At 65.5% G+C, this 14,847-nt stretch carries 17 protein-coding genes; 10 read left to right on the top strand and 7 right to left on the bottom strand.

Features of this window, described 5'->3' with window-relative positions:
* Positions 1 to 24: 24 nt before the first annotated feature.
* Entirely contained in the window at positions 25 to 1,713 is a 1,689-nt protein-coding gene (locus KWG56_RS02395; RefSeq protein WP_219353591.1) for a sensor histidine kinase, read from the bottom strand.
* A 65-nt stretch (positions 1,714 to 1,778) separates the two neighbouring features.
* A complete protein-coding gene (gene thiE / locus KWG56_RS02390; protein ID WP_219353590.1) occupies positions 1,779 to 2,432 on the bottom strand; it encodes a thiamine phosphate synthase in 654 nt (217 codons plus the stop codon).
* A 119-nt stretch (positions 2,433 to 2,551) separates the two neighbouring features.
* Here thiE and KWG56_RS18700 point away from each other — a divergent pair, with 119 nt between their 5' ends.
* The 6 genes from KWG56_RS18700 (at position 2,552) to KWG56_RS02365 (ending at position 6,727) form a co-directional block, all read left to right on the top strand.
* On the top strand, positions 2,552 to 2,737 hold the full coding sequence (locus tag KWG56_RS18700) for a (2Fe-2S)-binding protein (protein ID WP_244999607.1): 186 nt from the start codon (positions 2,552 to 2,554) through the stop codon (positions 2,735 to 2,737).
* A 144-nt stretch (positions 2,738 to 2,881) separates the two neighbouring features.
* Positions 2,882 to 3,382: a bacterioferritin gene (gene bfr, locus KWG56_RS02385; RefSeq protein WP_201097109.1), complete on the top strand. Its 501-nt coding sequence runs from the start codon at positions 2,882 to 2,884 to the stop codon at positions 3,380 to 3,382.
* A gap of 67 nt (positions 3,383 to 3,449) precedes the next feature.
* On the top strand, positions 3,450 to 4,013 hold the full coding sequence (locus KWG56_RS02380; protein ID WP_219353589.1) for a tryptophan-rich sensory protein: 564 nt from the start codon (positions 3,450 to 3,452) through the stop codon (positions 4,011 to 4,013).
* Between the two features lie 103 nt (positions 4,014 to 4,116).
* A complete protein-coding gene (gene efp, locus KWG56_RS02375; RefSeq protein ID WP_201097105.1) occupies positions 4,117 to 4,683 on the top strand; it encodes an elongation factor P in 567 nt (188 codons plus the stop codon).
* 115 nt (positions 4,684 to 4,798) lie between these two features.
* Positions 4,799 to 5,605: an inositol monophosphatase family protein gene (locus KWG56_RS02370; RefSeq protein ID WP_201097103.1), complete on the top strand. Its 807-nt coding sequence runs from the start codon at positions 4,799 to 4,801 to the stop codon at positions 5,603 to 5,605.
* 90 nt (positions 5,606 to 5,695) lie between these two features.
* Positions 5,696 to 6,727, top strand: a complete 1,032-nt coding sequence (locus tag KWG56_RS02365; RefSeq protein ID WP_219353588.1) for a glycerophosphodiester phosphodiesterase — start codon at positions 5,696 to 5,698, stop codon at positions 6,725 to 6,727.
* 6 nt (positions 6,728 to 6,733) lie between these two features.
* On the opposite strand, the gene KWG56_RS02360 is transcribed toward KWG56_RS02365, so the two are convergent.
* Positions 6,734 to 8,593, bottom strand: coding sequence for an ABC transporter transmembrane domain-containing protein (locus tag KWG56_RS02360; protein WP_219353587.1), 1,860 nt, complete (start codon positions 8,591 to 8,593; stop codon positions 6,734 to 6,736).
* 132 nt (positions 8,594 to 8,725) lie between these two features.
* Here KWG56_RS02360 and rpmE point away from each other — a divergent pair, with 132 nt between their 5' ends.
* Both rpmE and KWG56_RS02350 read left to right on the top strand, forming a co-directional pair.
* Positions 8,726 to 8,950 (top strand): 50S ribosomal protein L31, encoded by a 225-nt coding sequence (gene rpmE / locus KWG56_RS02355; RefSeq protein WP_201097096.1) that lies wholly within the window; start codon positions 8,726 to 8,728, stop codon positions 8,948 to 8,950.
* A 167-nt stretch (positions 8,951 to 9,117) separates the two neighbouring features.
* Positions 9,118 to 10,683 carry a L,D-transpeptidase family protein gene (locus KWG56_RS02350; protein WP_219353586.1) on the top strand — a complete coding sequence of 522 codons (1,566 nt, stop codon included), beginning with the start codon at positions 9,118 to 9,120 and terminating at the stop codon, positions 10,681 to 10,683.
* Between the two features lie 166 nt (positions 10,684 to 10,849).
* On the opposite strand, the gene rcdA is transcribed toward KWG56_RS02350, so the two are convergent.
* Both rcdA and KWG56_RS02340 read right to left on the bottom strand, forming a co-directional pair.
* Positions 10,850 to 11,380, bottom strand: coding sequence for a protease adaptor protein RcdA (gene rcdA / locus KWG56_RS02345; protein WP_370874281.1), 531 nt, complete (start codon positions 11,378 to 11,380; stop codon positions 10,850 to 10,852).
* A gap of 92 nt (positions 11,381 to 11,472) precedes the next feature.
* A complete protein-coding gene (locus tag KWG56_RS02340) occupies positions 11,473 to 11,676 on the bottom strand; it encodes a DUF1192 domain-containing protein (RefSeq protein ID WP_109348180.1) in 204 nt (67 codons plus the stop codon).
* A gap of 92 nt (positions 11,677 to 11,768) precedes the next feature.
* Here KWG56_RS02340 and KWG56_RS02335 point away from each other — a divergent pair, with 92 nt between their 5' ends.
* A complete protein-coding gene (locus KWG56_RS02335; RefSeq protein ID WP_219353585.1) occupies positions 11,769 to 12,740 on the top strand; it encodes an NAD(P)H-quinone oxidoreductase in 972 nt (323 codons plus the stop codon).
* Positions 12,741 to 12,791: 51 nt separating this feature from the next.
* Here the strand turns inward: KWG56_RS02335 and KWG56_RS02330 are convergent, their stop codons facing one another.
* Positions 12,792 to 13,634, bottom strand: coding sequence for a beta/gamma crystallin-related protein (locus tag KWG56_RS02330; protein WP_244999606.1), 843 nt, complete (start codon positions 13,632 to 13,634; stop codon positions 12,792 to 12,794).
* 220 nt (positions 13,635 to 13,854) lie between these two features.
* Here KWG56_RS02330 and KWG56_RS02325 point away from each other — a divergent pair, with 220 nt between their 5' ends.
* Positions 13,855 to 14,517 (top strand): DUF1013 domain-containing protein, encoded by a 663-nt coding sequence (locus KWG56_RS02325; protein ID WP_219353584.1) that lies wholly within the window; start codon positions 13,855 to 13,857, stop codon positions 14,515 to 14,517.
* Positions 14,518 to 14,602: 85 nt separating this feature from the next.
* On the opposite strand, the gene KWG56_RS02320 is transcribed toward KWG56_RS02325, so the two are convergent.
* Positions 14,603 to 14,776 (bottom strand): YdcH family protein, encoded by a 174-nt coding sequence (locus KWG56_RS02320; protein WP_201097088.1) that lies wholly within the window; start codon positions 14,774 to 14,776, stop codon positions 14,603 to 14,605.
* Positions 14,777 to 14,847 lie beyond the last annotated feature (71 nt).

The following is a 14,847-nucleotide window of genomic DNA, read 5'->3' as shown; positions in this document are numbered from 1 at the left end:
ACACGCGCTGACGGCAAGACCGTATCAGGCCTTGGGCATCAGCACCCAGAAGGCCGCGCCCTTGCCGGGCTCGGACACGACGCCGATTGTTCCCTGCTGCAGTTCGACCAGACGCTTGGCCAGGGCCAGGCCCACGCCGTGACCTTCGATGCTGGAACGCTCCAGCCCCAGGCGGTTGAAGGGTTCGAACAATTGGGCCTGTTTCTCGACGCTAAGCCCCGGGCCGAAGTCCACCACCTCGATCCTCACGCCTTCGCCCGACCGGGCGGCGCGCAGAACGACCCGCCCGCCCGATGCGCCGTATTTCAGCGCATTGGAGGTCAGATTTCCGATCACCTGCGCCAGACGCTGGGAATCCGCCAGCACCGTCAGCGCCTCGCCCTCGGCCTCAATATCAATGACCAGATCGCGGGCCTCGGGACGCAACAGGGCTGCGCGGCGCGTATCCTCCAGCAGGCCCGCAACATCCGTGGGCCGCACGTCCACCTTGATCGCTCCTGCCTCGGCGCGGGCGACATCCAGCAGGTCATGCGCCAGAGCCTCTACCTCGCGCGCCGTGCGCACCAGCATGTCCGCCATCTCGGCCTGCTGCGGCGTGATGGCGCCCAGTTGCCCGTTCTTCCACAGATCGCCGATGCCGATGATGCCCGCGACGGGGCTCTTGATCTCGTGGGCAACGTTGGCCAGCAGGCGTGACTTGGCTTCCGATACGCGCTCAGCCCGCGCCTGCCCCGCCTTCGCCCGCGCCGCCAGCCGATTGCGATCTTCCAGCAATGAGGCCAGCAGGATCATGGGCACATAGCCGATCAGCACCAGCAACTGCGCGGCCAAGACCTGTTCCGCCACCGGCTCATCCCGCAGATAGGGCCCCATGCCGTTCATCGCTGACCCGACCGCCAGAACGGCGACGATCAAAAGGCTGGTCGCCGCACCGATCACGCCCAGTCGCGCCGACGCCAGCATCAACAGCGGCAGCAACACGAAACCGAACGTCAGCCGCCCATCATAGATAGCGGTATAGACCACGCCGATGGCCATCATCAGGGCGCAGAACTCGATCAGGCGCACCGGGCGCATCAACCGCGCCAGGCTGGCGCGCGTCACCGCCAGCCCCAGACAGCCCAGGATGGCGATCCCCATCGCATGGCCGAACCACCACGTCTGGAAGTTGGCCAGGAAACCACCCTGCCCGCTCAGGGTCAGGACGCTGGAGATCAGGATTCCCGCCGGGATCGGTGCGATCAGGGCCGCTGCAAACACGAAACGCCCGGACATGGTGGCGCTCGACATATTCTGACCGGGCGCGATGCGACGCGCCAGCACGACGGCGACGGTGATCTCCAGAATATTGGCGAAGGCGAACAACAGGGCGTAACCGGGCGCATTGCCGGCCAGTATCTCGCCGATCAGCATGCTGATCGTCAGGACGGCGATGAAGGCGGCGTCTTCCTTTCGGCTGCTGCTGTTTCTCAGCCAGATGGCGATGGCGACGCCGCCCCCGCCCCAAAGACCCGCAACCAGTCCCGACGAACGCGTGAACATGATCGACAGCACGATCAGGATGGCGACGATCAGCCCGGTGGCGATCAAGGTCAACGGGTGTTCAAAGGCGCGGACGGCGTCGCGGCCCTCGTCCCTGACGGCCCGACGCGGCTGTGCCTGCGCATCAGACTTTCGCGCGGCGCCCGTTTCGATGTCGAGCGCACGGCTCATGGCGATAATCTCGGACTGGAACTGACAGCCGAGACTATAGGAGAGGTTCCTAATATCCCCTGAAACTAAGGATTCACCAATAGGTTGAACGCTGCAACCGCAAAGGCTGCGCCTTTGGGATGCCTCCACACGCCCGCGCTGACGGCGATGAAGTCCGCGCCCGCCCTGGCGACCTCCGCCGCATTATCGATGGTGATGCCGCCGATGGCGACGCAAGGCACCTCGACCGTCTCCTGCCAGACAGTCAGAAGCTCCAGAGGCGGACGATGCACCGTCTCCTTGGTGTCGGTCGGGTAAAAGGCGCCAAAGGCCACATAGTCAGCCCCGCCTTCCGCCGCGTCCCAGGCCAGGTCGCGGTCGTCATGGCAGGTGACGCCGATCATGGCGTCCGGCCCCAGAATGCGTCGCGCCTCGGCCAGCGATCCGTCTTCCTGACCAATGTGAACCCCGTCGCAGCCCGTCGCCTTGGCCAAATCAGGCCGGTCGTTCAGCAGCACGGCTACGTCATGCTGTCGCGCGATGGGCGCCAGCACCTCGACCGCCGCGCGGATAGCCGCATCATCAGCGGGCTTCAGCCTGATCTGCAGCGCCGCCACGTCGCCGGCGGCCAATGCCTGGTCCAGCGTCGCAGCGAAGGCGTCGAGATCGGGGATCGACGGCGGCGTGATCAGATACAGTCGGCAGGGCGGACGGTCGGGGACGGTGGGAGTTCTGGCCATGCCCGTCCTTCCCTCTCCCGCGACGATCCGTCAACGGCCCAAGCCTGAGAACGACTTGCAATCGCCTCAAGGAATGCTATAGCGAACCATTCTCAGTCAGTGGATCGCGTAGAACCCTCGTGTACGTCTGCAACTGCAATGGCCTTCGCAAGCGTGATGTCGCCCAGTCGATCGAGGCTGGTGCCTGCCGCCCGCGCGATATTTTCGCCAGCCACCAATGCCAGGCCCAGTGCGCCAAGTGCGTCTGCGAAATGCGCCAGATGATCCAGGACAGCCGCGAAGCATTCGCACTCGCAGCCGAGTAGTCAGCGCCGCCCATCGCGGGCGAAAATCACTCGCACTATCAATGTACTGATAAAAACTCGCAAATAAACAACGCGGGTTTTACTGTGGTATTGCATCGCTCAACAAACGGCGAACACGCCGTGGCGAGACCAAGGACCATGGCCATGAAGGGCGACCCCGCAATCATCCGCACGCTGAACGCAGTGCTGACCAACGAACTGACGGCCGTGAACCAGTATTTCCTGCATGCGCGCATGTTCGAAAGCTGGGGCCTGTCGCACCTTGGCAACGTGATCTACGAAGAATCGATCGGCGAGATGAAGCACGCCGACATGCTGATCAAACGCATCCTCTTCCTGGACGGCCTGCCCAACCTGCAGGACCTGCACAAGCTGAAGGTCGGCGAAGACCCCATCGAATGCCTGGGCGCCGACCTGCAGCTGGAGATCGACAGCCGCGCCACGACCGCCGCCGCCGTGACCCAGTGTGAAGAGACCCGCGACTATGTCAGCCGTGATCTGCTGATGAAGATCCTCAACGACACCGAGGAGCACATCGACTTCCTCGAGAACCAGCACAAGCTGATCGAACTGATGGGCGCGCAGAACTATCTGCAGTCCGCCATGAAGGAAATCGTCACCGACGGCGCCGCGACCGGCGGCTGAGGGAACCCTGATCCGCTCCGGCCATTTGCTTTTGCAGGACATTCCTGGGGCTAAGCTGGAGCGGACCATGACTGACATCGACGAAGCCATCGACGACGTGCGCGATGCGGCGACGGACTTTCTGAACAGCGAGGGCCGCAGCGCCAGCCATGTCGTGGCGGGCATCATCATCACGGCGGGCTTCGCCCTTCTGGCCAGCGGCATCGCCTCGGGCGCATTGAGGCCGAAGCGGTCGCTGAAGCGTTTCCGCAATCGCGACCTGCCCATTACCGAAAAACCGCAGGGCGCCTTCAGCCTGATCCTGCCCGCCGTCTTTTCCGCCACCACATTATCAGCGGTTCGGGTCTGGAACGCGCCGCCCGCGCGCGAACGCACCGCCGCTCTTGGCTTGTGGGTCGCCGCCCAGACGGTGAACGCGGTCTGGCTGGGGCTGCGTCCCGCATCGATGTGGAAACAGGTGTTCGCGGCCATGTCCTCCGCCGGTCTGGCCGCCGCCTTCGCCCATGAGGCCCGCAAGCTGAATGAGGGCGCCGGCAAGATGGCCGCGCCCACAGGCGCCGGGGTCCGCGTCGGCAACTACATCCATCGCAAGGCCAGCCAGGTCGGCGAACGGTTCCGCACCCTGCATTAAGCCAGCCCGTATTGTGCTTTTGCGGGGCTTCCTTTACGGGTCGCGCCCTTCGCCACGCTCCGGACCGGCTGCGTGAGCGCAACCCCAATTCCGATGTGACCCCATGAAGATCAACGGCAACACCATCAAGCCCGGCATGGTCCTGCAGCACAATGGCGGCCTGTGGGTCGTGACCAAGGCCAGCCACGTCAAGCCCGGCAAGGGCGGCGCCTTCGCCAACGTCGAGGCCAAGAACCTCGAAACCGGCAACAAGCTGAACGAGCGCTTCCGGTCGGAAGACAAGGTCGAGCGCGTCACGCTTGAGCAGCGCGACTACTCCTACCTGTTCGACAACGGCGACAGCCTGGTCTTCATGGACGACGAGTCCTACGAGCAGATTGAACTGCAAAAGGGGTGGGTGGGCGAAGAGCGCATCCCCTACCTGCAGGAAGGCATGAAGGTCATCATCGAGTCGCATGAAGATCGCCCCATCGGCCTGGAGCTGCCGGACCAGGTGGTTCTGGAAGTCGCCGAAACCGAGCCGACCGTTAAGGGCCAGACGGCTTCGTCGTCCTACAAGCCCGCCATCGCCAACAACGGCGTGCGCATCATGATCCCGCCCTATATGTCGGCGGGTGAGAAGATCGTCGTCGATACGGCGACCGGCGAATACGTCCGCCGCGCAGACTAAGACGTCCCACGGCCCCTTCGGGGGCCGTTTCCTTTCTTGAACTTCTCCGCATCTCCGGGCCCCCATCCCAAAAAGAATGGGCCTTGTCAGGACATGCGGACCAGGAGATTCCCCCATGGCTCTCGCCTCCGCCCTTCTTCAAGTCATGACCGATGCGGTCCGCAAGACCGCCCGTCCGATGATGCGCGACTTCGGCGAAGTCTCCCAGCTTCAGGTTTCCCGCAAAGGCCCCGGTGATTTCGTCACCGCCGCCGACCTGCGGGCCGAAGACACCCTGTTCGAACTGCTGATGAAGGCCCGCCCCGGCTATGGCTTCCTGGGCGAAGAGCGCGGCATGGTCGAAGGCACCGACAAGTCGCACACCTGGATCGTCGACCCCATCGACGGCACCACCAACTTCATGCACGCCATGCCCCACTTCGCCATCACGGTGGGTCTGGAGCGCCGCGCGCCTGACGGCTCCAGCGAGATCGTCGCGGGCGTCACCTACAACCCCGTCATGAACGAGCTGTTCTGGGCCGAAAAGGGCAAGGGCTGCTATCTCAACGACCAGCGCATCCGTGTTGCGGGTCGTCGCGACCTCTCCGAAAGCCTGATCGCCACCGGCCTGCCCTTCATCGGCAAGTCGGGCCACGCCCAGGCGATCAAGGACATTCACGCCGTGGGCCAGCGCGTTGCGGGCATCCGCCGCCTGGGCTCCGCCGCCCTGGACTTCGCCTGGGTCGCGGCAGGCCGCTATGACGCCTATTACGAACGCAACCTGAAGCCTTGGGACGTGGCGGCGGGCATCCTGTTCGTCACCGAGGCGGGCGGCCGCGTCACCACCATCGACAACGACGGCGATCCCAAGACCGGCTCGACCATCCTGGCCTCCAACACCGAACTGCACCCGCAACTGCGCAAGGTGCTGCAGGGCGCGTAAGACGCACAAAGCCTCTCCCTCTCCTGCGTGGAGAGGGAGAGCATCCGGCACTGTCACGCCCCCGTCGCGTCCCGGCCCTATCCAGCGGCCATGATCCGCGCCATCCTGACCGCCCTGATCCTGTTCACGGGAGCCCCAGCCGTGGCCCAGCCCCTGATCATCGCCCATCGCGGCGCGTCCGGCGAACGGCCCGAGCACACGCGTTCAGCCTATGAGCTGGCCATCGAACAGGGCGCGGACGTGATCGAGCCCGATCTGGTCATGTCCAAGGACGGCGTCTTCATCGACCGGCATGAAAACGAGATCGGCGGCACGACAGATGTGGCCAGCCGCCCGGAATTCGCCGACCGCAAGACGACCAAGACCATCGACGGCGTCGTGACCGTCGGCTGGTTCACCGAAGACTTCACCCTGGCCGAGCTGAAGACCCTGCGCGCCCGCGAGCGCCTGCCCCAGGTCCGCACCGGCAATGTCGCCTATGACGGCCGCGATCCGATCCTGACCTTCGATGAAGTGGTCACCATCGCGCGTGAGGCCTCAGCGCGCACCGGTCGCACCATCGCCGTCGCACCCGAGCTGAAACACCCGACCTATTTCGCCGGGATCGGTCTGCCGATGGAGGACGCCTTCGTCGCCGAACTGGAGCGGCTGGACCTGACAGGCGCCGACGCGCCGATCATCATCCAGTGTTTCGAAGTCGGCCCGCTGGAGCGGCTGTCGCACCGCATCAAGACCCCGCTGGCGCAGCTGGTCGGCGCGGGCGGCGCGCCCGAAGACCGGCCCGACCTGACCTATGCCCGGATGATCACGCCGGAAGGCCTGAAAGCTGTCGCCCGCTACGCCGCCTGGGTCGCGCCCGATGTGACGCTGGTCATGCCCCGCGACGCCCAGGGCCGCTCCACCGCGCCCTCCACCCTGGTGGCGGACGCCCACGCCGCCGGGCTGAAAATCGTGGTCTGGACCGTTCGCGCCGAAAACATCTTCCTGCCGCTGGAGCACCGTTCCAGCGCCCTGCCCGCCGTCCATGGCGACATGGCGGGCTATGTCCGCGATTTGGCGGACACAGGCGTGGACGCCATCTTCAGCGACTTTCCCGGACTAGCGCGCGAAGGGCTGCGTTAAGGCCCCCTACGTCCCCCGGAACTGCAGCTCCGCCAGACGCGCATACAGGCCGCCCTGCGCCACCAGTTGATCGTGCGTGCCCTCTTCGACCACGCGGCCGTCGTCCATCACCACGATGCGGTCGGCGCGCAGCACGGTGGCCAGACGGTGGGCGATGACCAGGGTGGTGCGCTCCTCCATCGCCTGATCCAGCGCGACTTGCACCAGACGTTCGCTCTCGGCGTCCAGGGCGCTGGTCGCCTCATCCAGCAACAGGATCGGCGCGTCGCGGACCAAGGCGCGGGCGATGGCCAGACGCTGACGCTGACCGCCCGACAGGCTTTTGCCGCGTTCGCCCAGAGGCGTGTTGAAGCCTTCCGGCAGGGCGTCGATGAAGCCCAGCGCCTGGGCCTTCTCGGCGACGATGCGCGCTTCGTCCAGCGTCGTTTCCTCGCGCCCGAACTGGATGTTCTCCAGCGCCGAACCCGAAAACAGCGGCGTCTCCTGCGACACCCAGGCGAAACGGTTGCGCACAGCGACCGGATCGGCCTCACGCACATCCACCCCGTCCACCGACACCAGCCCCGTCTGCGGATCGTAGAAGCGCAACAGCAGACGGAAGACCGTCGACTTGCCCGCGCCCGACGGCCCGACCAGAGCCACCGTCTCGCCCGGACGCACAGTCAGGCTGAAGCCCTTCAGCGCGGGCAGGTCAGGACGTCCCGGATAGGAGAAGCCGACCGCCGACATCGACACCTCGCCGCGCGGCGGCTGAGGCAGGGCGGTGGCGTGGGCAGGCGGCGAAATATCCGGCACGGCCTGCATCAGTTCTTCGATCCGCTCCATGGCGCCGGCGGCCTTCTGCACGTCGCCCCAGCTTTCGCCCAGCGCGCCCACGGCGCCCGCCGCGAACACCGACAGCAGCACGAACTGCAGCAGGGCGCCGGGCGACATCACGCCTGCGACCACATCCTGCGCGCCCAGCCACAGCACCAGGGTCACACCGCCGAACATGACGACGATGATCAGGGCCGTCATCCAGGCCCGCGCGGCCATGCGGGTCAGCGACGCGTTGAAGGCGTCCTCCACCGCTGCGCCGAACCGGTTGATGGCGCTGCGCTCGCGGCCAAATGCCTGCACCGTTTCGATGGCGTCCACGCTCTCGCCTGCAAAGCCGACGGCGTTGGCGAACCGATCCTGCGAGGTGACGGTCAGCTTGCGCACCCGGCGCCCGAAGATGAAGATCGGCCCCAGCAAGAACGGGACGATCAGCAGCACCAGTCCGGTCAGTTTGGGACTGACGAAGAACAACAGGGCCACGCCCCCGATCAGCGTCAGGAAATTGCGCAGCGCATAGGACACCGACGTGGTCATCAGCGTCTCGACCAAGGCGATGTCCGTGGTCAGGCGCGACAGCACCTCGCCCGTGCGCATATGGGCGTAGAAGGACGGGTCCAGCGTCAGGATGCGCCCAAACAGACCCTTGCGCAGATCCGCGATCACGCGCTCGCCCGTGCGGGTGACGTAATAATAGCGGGCGGCGGTGGCCAGCCCCAGGAACAGGGCGTTAGCGCCCAGCAGCAGGAACCAGATGTTCAGGTTCGCGCCACCTGCCTCGAACCCATGGTCGATGGCCCCGCGCGCCAGCGCCGTCAGCCCCAGCGACGCCGAGGTCGACAACAGCAGCCAGAACACCGCCATCAGGGCATGGCCCTTGTGACGCAGCGCATAGGGAATCAGTCGCGCCAGCGGACGGATGTCGCGGCGCTTGGCGCGTTTCTCGCCCGCCTCGGACATTTGTTCGGCCAGCAGAGCGCCCGCGCTGGGGCGGCCCTCCAGCTCGGCCCGGGCGGAATGATGGGATGCGGCAGGAGGAAGATCAGTCATTGCGCCTGCCTCTTGCCCCGGAACGCCCCCCGGTGTAAACGCCGCCGCTCATTCCCGCCCTCATCGGCGGGTTTCTCATTTCATGCGCACAGACGGTCGGCATCGTCATCGCGCCAGAGACCGGACGCCACCATGAAGCCCGACACGCACCCCGACTACCACTTCATCACCGTCGTGATGACCGATGGCAGCACCTACCAGACCCGTTCGACCTACGGTAAGGAAGGCGACAAGCTGGCGCTCGACATCGACCCGTCGACGCACCCGGCCTGGACCGGCGGCAACGCCCACCTGCTGGACCGGGGCGGCCGCGTTTCGCGCTTCAACAACAAGTTCGCCGGCTTCATCAAGAAGTAAGACCCTTAAGGCTGCGGCATACTGCAGCATTATGGTCACGAAGAGCGTCGGTCGCAGGACCGGCGCTTTTTGTTTGTCTGGAACGCCGATAACATACGGGCGTTCGGGGTAAGGCAAAGCAAGGCGTCGATCCACGGGGGTCGAACTGATCGAGAAGCAGACTGGTTATGAATAGACGGGAACTGGGTCTGGGCGTCGCGACCGCGACCATGGCCCTCGGCTCTACGGCGCGCGCACAACAGGTCTATGTGCAGCGGACCCCGGAGGCGACCGCCTTCTACAACAGTTTCAACGACCAGATCGGCCGCCTGCCGCAAGCGCAACAGCCTGATGTCCGGGCCTTCTATGAAATGAACGGCTGGCGTCCGGTGTGGAACGCCGAACGCATCCGGGCTCTGAACGCCGTCGCCCAACGGTCGGAACGTCACGGCCTGGCGTCCAACGATTTCTTCGATTTCGTCGGCCTTGCCGCCGACCCGGCATCGTCCGATCTGCGCACGACGGCGGCGGCCCTCGGCTATGGCCGTGCGCTGGCTCTGGGTAAGGTTCGTCCCGAAACGGTCGAAGACCTGTGGGAGATGCAGAAGAACCGCGTCGACCTGCCGCGCGGCCTGTCAGACGCCCTGAGCCGCAACATTCTGCTGGACTGGTTCGAAGGCCTGGCCCCGACCGACATCGGCTATCAGAACCTGTCCGCCGGTTATGTCCGCTATCGCCGGATCGCGGCGCAGGGCGGCTGGCCCGCCTTCCCCGCCGGGCCGACCATCGAACCGAACGCCAGCGACCGTCGCATCCCCGCGCTGATCGACCGTCTGGTCGCCGAGGGCGATCTGACGTCTGCTGACGGCGCGCGCCTGAAGGCCCAGGGCCTGACCTACAGCTCCGAACTGCAAAAGGCGGTCGAGGGCTTCCAGGTTCGTCACGGCCTGGGCGCAGACGGTCGTGTCGGCCCGGGCACACAGCGTTCTCTGTCGGCCACGGCCGAGACGCGCGCCCGCCAAATCGCCCTGAACCTGGAGCGCCGACGCTGGTTGAAACGCGACGTCGCGCCTGAGCGGATCGAGGTCAACACCGCCGCCGCCATCATGGTCTATTGGAAGGACGGCAAACCGGTCCACTCCAACCGCGTCGTCGTGGGATCCGCCGACAACCAGACGCCCAGCCTGGAAAAACCGTTCGCCTCGGTCGTCGCCAATCCGCCCTGGTATGTGCCCGCCGGCATCGCGCGCCGCGAAATCCTGCCAAAGGGTCCGGGCTATCTGGCCGCCAACGACATGTATGTTCAGAACGGCACGGTCATTCAGCGCGCCGGCCCCCGCTCGGCCCTTGGCTATGTGAAGTTCGAACTGCGCGACAGCTACGCCATCTTCCTGCATGACACGCCGTCCAAGGGCGCATTCAACCTGTCCATGCGCCAGCGCAGTCACGGCTGCGTCCGGGTTCAGGATGCGGTGGAGTTCGCACGCCTGCTGCTGTCGCCCGACCCGACCAAGCTGAACCAGTTCGACGCCGCCCAGGACAGCCGTGAGACGACCCGTGTCACCACAGGCCGCGAAATCTCGGTGCGCCTGCTGTACTGGACCGCCTTCGTGGACGGTCAGGGGCGCGTGGCGTTCCGCGAGGACGGCTATGGCCGCGACGACAAGCTGGCCCAGGCGCTGGGCATCGCCGTCAACCTGCCCAAGCCCATCGACGACGGCGGCCGCCGCGACGCCAGCGACGTCGGACCGTAAAAGACAACCCTCTCCCATTGGGAGAGGGCTTGAACGCACGAGAGCGCCAGCGATCGTTCTTGCGTGAAAGGGTGAGGGTCACGACTGCGACGTCACTTCGGCGAACAGAACCCTCATCCGACCCCACGGGCCACCTTCTCCCAACGGGAGAAGGAAATCGCGCCCTCTACTCTCTGAACGCCGCTTCCAACATGCCCAACTGGCTCAGCACCGGGTTCTCAGGCGTCTCGTCCTGACCATCCAGATACATGCGCCGGTCCAGATACAGGGCGCGGTCGAACAGTTTTTCGGAACGCACCACATATTCGATCAGGGCGATGGGCAGCTCGGCGTGACTGGGCTCCGTCTCGACCTTGCGGGCGTTCAGACGATAGCGCGGCGCGCAGGCGGCCTCAGGCGTCATGTCGTCTTCGCGCACGGCCCGCTGCACCAGCAGCCAGGACGCAATCTGCATCAGGCGCGTCGTCAGCTTCATGCTCTCGGCGGCATAGGCCAGGGCCGCAGCCCGCGACAGGATCTTGGAATCGCGCCGTCCCTCGCCGTCCAGATAGGCGGCCGTCTCCTCGACCAACTCCATGCCTTCGCGGAAGGTGCGGTCGAACAGTTCGGAACGCGCGAAGTCACGCACCGTGCGTCCACGCTCCAGCGCGGCCGCCGAGGTCTGTGCCGAGTGCGGGGTCGTATCAGACATCATCATCGGATCTAGGATTGGTCCTGAAATGGGCCCATGACGGCGCCTGTTGCGTCAAGCCTGCAACCGTCATGCCATGATTTCCCTTAACGGACGATTCACGATCCGAAGTTGAACAGGGCGTCTGCTGCGTTCTTTTTGGATTGTTTGGCCTCTATGGCCGCACGACTGCGCGCGATTTCACGCTCCAGCGCCTCAATCCGCTCCTGCAGATCACCCACCGAAACCAGATCCAGATCTTCCCGCGACAATGCGGTCAGCGCCTCGCCGCGCTGGGGGCGGGGTTCGAGGTCCTCAAACATGGCGTCCCTTTCTGCCTCTGTTGCACTGGCCTGACACGGCCTCAAACCCATATGAGAGCGCCCGGACACGGACGATTGCAAGCGGAGCCCTCATGCGCATCATCACCATCGACGGCGGCTCAGGCCCGGCGGAAGCCCTGACCCTGGCCGAACGCCCTGATCCCACGCCGGGACCGGGCCAGGTCCTGATCCGCGTCCATGCCGCCGGGGTGAACCGTCCTGATCTGCTGCAACGCATCGGCGCCTATCCCCCGCCGCCCGGCGCGTCAGAGGTGCTGGGGCTGGAAGTGTCGGGCGAGATCGAAGCGGTCGGCGACGGCGTCAGCCGCTGGCAGGTCGGCGACCGCGTGTTCGCCCTGCTGGGCGGCGGCGGCTATGCCGACAAGGCGGTTGTGGATGCTCGTCACGTCCTGCCGATCCCCGAGGGGCTTGATTTCGTCCAGGCGGCCGCCCTGCCCGAGACCGTGTTCACCGTCTTCACCAATGTCTTCGAGGCAGGCGGTCTGAAGGCGGGCGAGACCCTGCTGATCCACGGCGCGACCAGCGGCATCGGCGTCACGGCCATCCAGATGGCCAAGGCGGCGGGCGCAAAGGTCATCGCCACCTCGCGCGGGGCTGAAAAGGCCGCCGCCGCCAAGGCTTTGGGCGCCGACATCAGTCTGGACGCCAAAACCGATGACCTGGCCGCCGCCATCGCCGAAGCCGGCGGCGCTGACGTGGTTCTGGATATGGTGGGACGCGACTACGCCGAACTGAACCTGAAGGCCCTCAAGCCGGGCGGACGCTGGGTGGTGATCGCCACCCTGACGGGATCGCTAGCCGAGGTCGACCTGATGCGGATCATGGTCAAACGCCTGACCCTGACGGGATCGACCCTGCGCGCGCGCCATGCGGATGAGAAGGCCCGCCTGACGGCGGCTGTCGAAACGACCGCCCTGCCATGGATCGCATCCGGCGCGGTCAGGCCGCCGATCCACGCGACCTTCCCGCTGGAGAAAGCCGCCGACGCCCATCGCGCATTGGAAGCGGGGGATCATGTGGGCAAGATCATGCTGACGACCTGAGGCCGTCTGATCCGGGGCGGCAGGCCGTCCCCGGATCCTCCTTCTTACAGCCTAGCGACGGCCGACCGGGCGCACCGAAGAGATGCTGCGGTAGAAGTCGCCGTCCAGACGGCTGACGTCGCGGTCGATGATGCGGCAGCGGCCCCGGAAGTCGGCGTCCGTGCAGACTTCCCAACGGCCCTGGACGCGGATCGAAACGATCCGGTCATTGAACGGCGTGCGGCCCAGGTTGCGGTCTTCATCGACAAACTGGCGCGAAGAGCCGCGGAAGTTGGCGTTGTCGTAAACGGTGATCGAGGTCTGCCCCCAGCCGCCGCCATTGTTTCCGCCCCAGCCGCCCCAGCCGCCGCCGTTGCCGCCGCCGACCCATTGGCCGCGCTGCGGTCCGCAGACCAGCAGGCCGTTGTCATTGCTGATGTCCGCACGGCCGCAGCGACTGATGTTCAGGGTGCTGGTGCGTTCGTTGCGGCGCGTGTCACGGCAGGTCGCCGTCAGTTGATCGCCACGCACCGAGATATTGTTGCAGCTGCCGGTGTAGCTGCCCTGCGGGGTGCGGCCATTGCCCCAGCCGCCGCCATTGCCCCAGCCCCCGCCGTTGGCGCCGCCCTGGCCGGGACGTCCCGGACCACGATCCTCATAGTCGCCACGGGTGCGGCCGCAGACCAGCAGGCCGTTGTTGTTGACGATTTCGTCGCCGCTGCACCGCGCCAGTTCGATCGAGGTGCCGCGAATCTGGCCCCGCTCGTCGCGACAGTCGGCATAAAGGCGCCCCTGGTTCGTGTAGGCGTTCGCGCAGGTCTGGGCGTAGCTGCCGCGCGGCGCGACACGCTGCACCGAAAAGTCTTGACCCGAAGCCATCGCCGCAAACATGGCGGCGCCAAGCAGAATGGACATTGTGTTCTTCCTCTCCAGAACGAGGCGACGCCTCTTGTTGGCCGAACTAGACCGACGAACATGAACCGTCGCTGTATAGCATTGTCGGTCAGCGTTTTCTTTTCACGCGAATAGGCCTATATCGAAACCATAAGCGCCCGGTCGAAAGGCCGGGCGCCGTCGTATCCAACGCCTGCCGAAGGCCCCTTCGGCTGCAAAATCATACCGGGACGAACGCCCCATGAGCGACATTCTGATGCCCAAGGCCACTGCGGTCTGGCTGGTCGACAACACCTCCCTCAGCTTTGAGCAGATCGCGGACTTCTGCGGCCTGCACCCGCTGGAAGTGCGCGGCATCGCGGACGGCGACGTGGCGCGCGACATTCGCGGCGTGGACCCCGTCACCGGCGGCCAACTGACCCGCGAAGAACTGGACAAGGCCCAGGCCAACGAAAACTATCGGATGAAGGCTATCGTCAGCCGTCACGCCGAACTGCTGAAATCCGCCAAGCCTGCGCCGAAATACACGCCTGTTTCGCGTCGCCAGGACCGCCCGGACGCCATCGCCTGGTTCGTGCGCAACCACCCGGAAGTCGCCGACGCCCAGATCGCCAAGCTGCTGGGCACCACCAAGTCCACGATCGAGAGCGTGCGCAACCGCACTCACTGGAACTCGGCCAACATCAAGCCGGTCGATCCGGTGACCCTGGGTCTGGTCGGCCAGCTGGTTCTGGACGAAGTTGTCAAGAAGGCTGCTGACAAGAAGGCCAAGGACGACCTCAAGAACGGCGGCGGCACCATCCAGGCCGTCGTTGAAGAGGCGGAGCCCGAGTTCGTTCCCGAGGCCCGCGAACGCCCCAGCGCCGAACCCACCGCCGAGTCGGTCTTCGGCAAGCGCGACTGATCTCGCTTCGCGTCGCACAGATGCTAAACGGCCCCGGAGATCGCTCTCCGGGGCCGTCGTCATTTTCGGGAGGTCGTGAGCGGCGCTAGGTCGCTCGCGCCTCCAGACTGGTGATTTCTTCCTTCAGCCTAAGCTTCTTCTGCTTCAGCTCCCTGACCTGCAGCGGGTCCACGGACGGGCGGGTCAACTCCTTTTGGATCGTCTGATCCAGAACGCGATGACGATTACCCAGTTCGCGAATACGAGCCTCGATGGTCATGGCTTGCGCCTCCGTTGGTTAGGGACCACTAGAGTGAGCGCCCGGATCGGCAGGCTGTGGAATCACATTCC

It is taken from the genome of Brevundimonas nasdae (genome assembly GCF_019395145.1).
GTDB lineage: Bacteria > Pseudomonadota > Alphaproteobacteria > Caulobacterales > Caulobacteraceae > Brevundimonas > Brevundimonas nasdae.
Note: the sequence above shows the minus strand (reverse complement) of the source record. Positions and strands in the feature narration are given on the sequence as shown.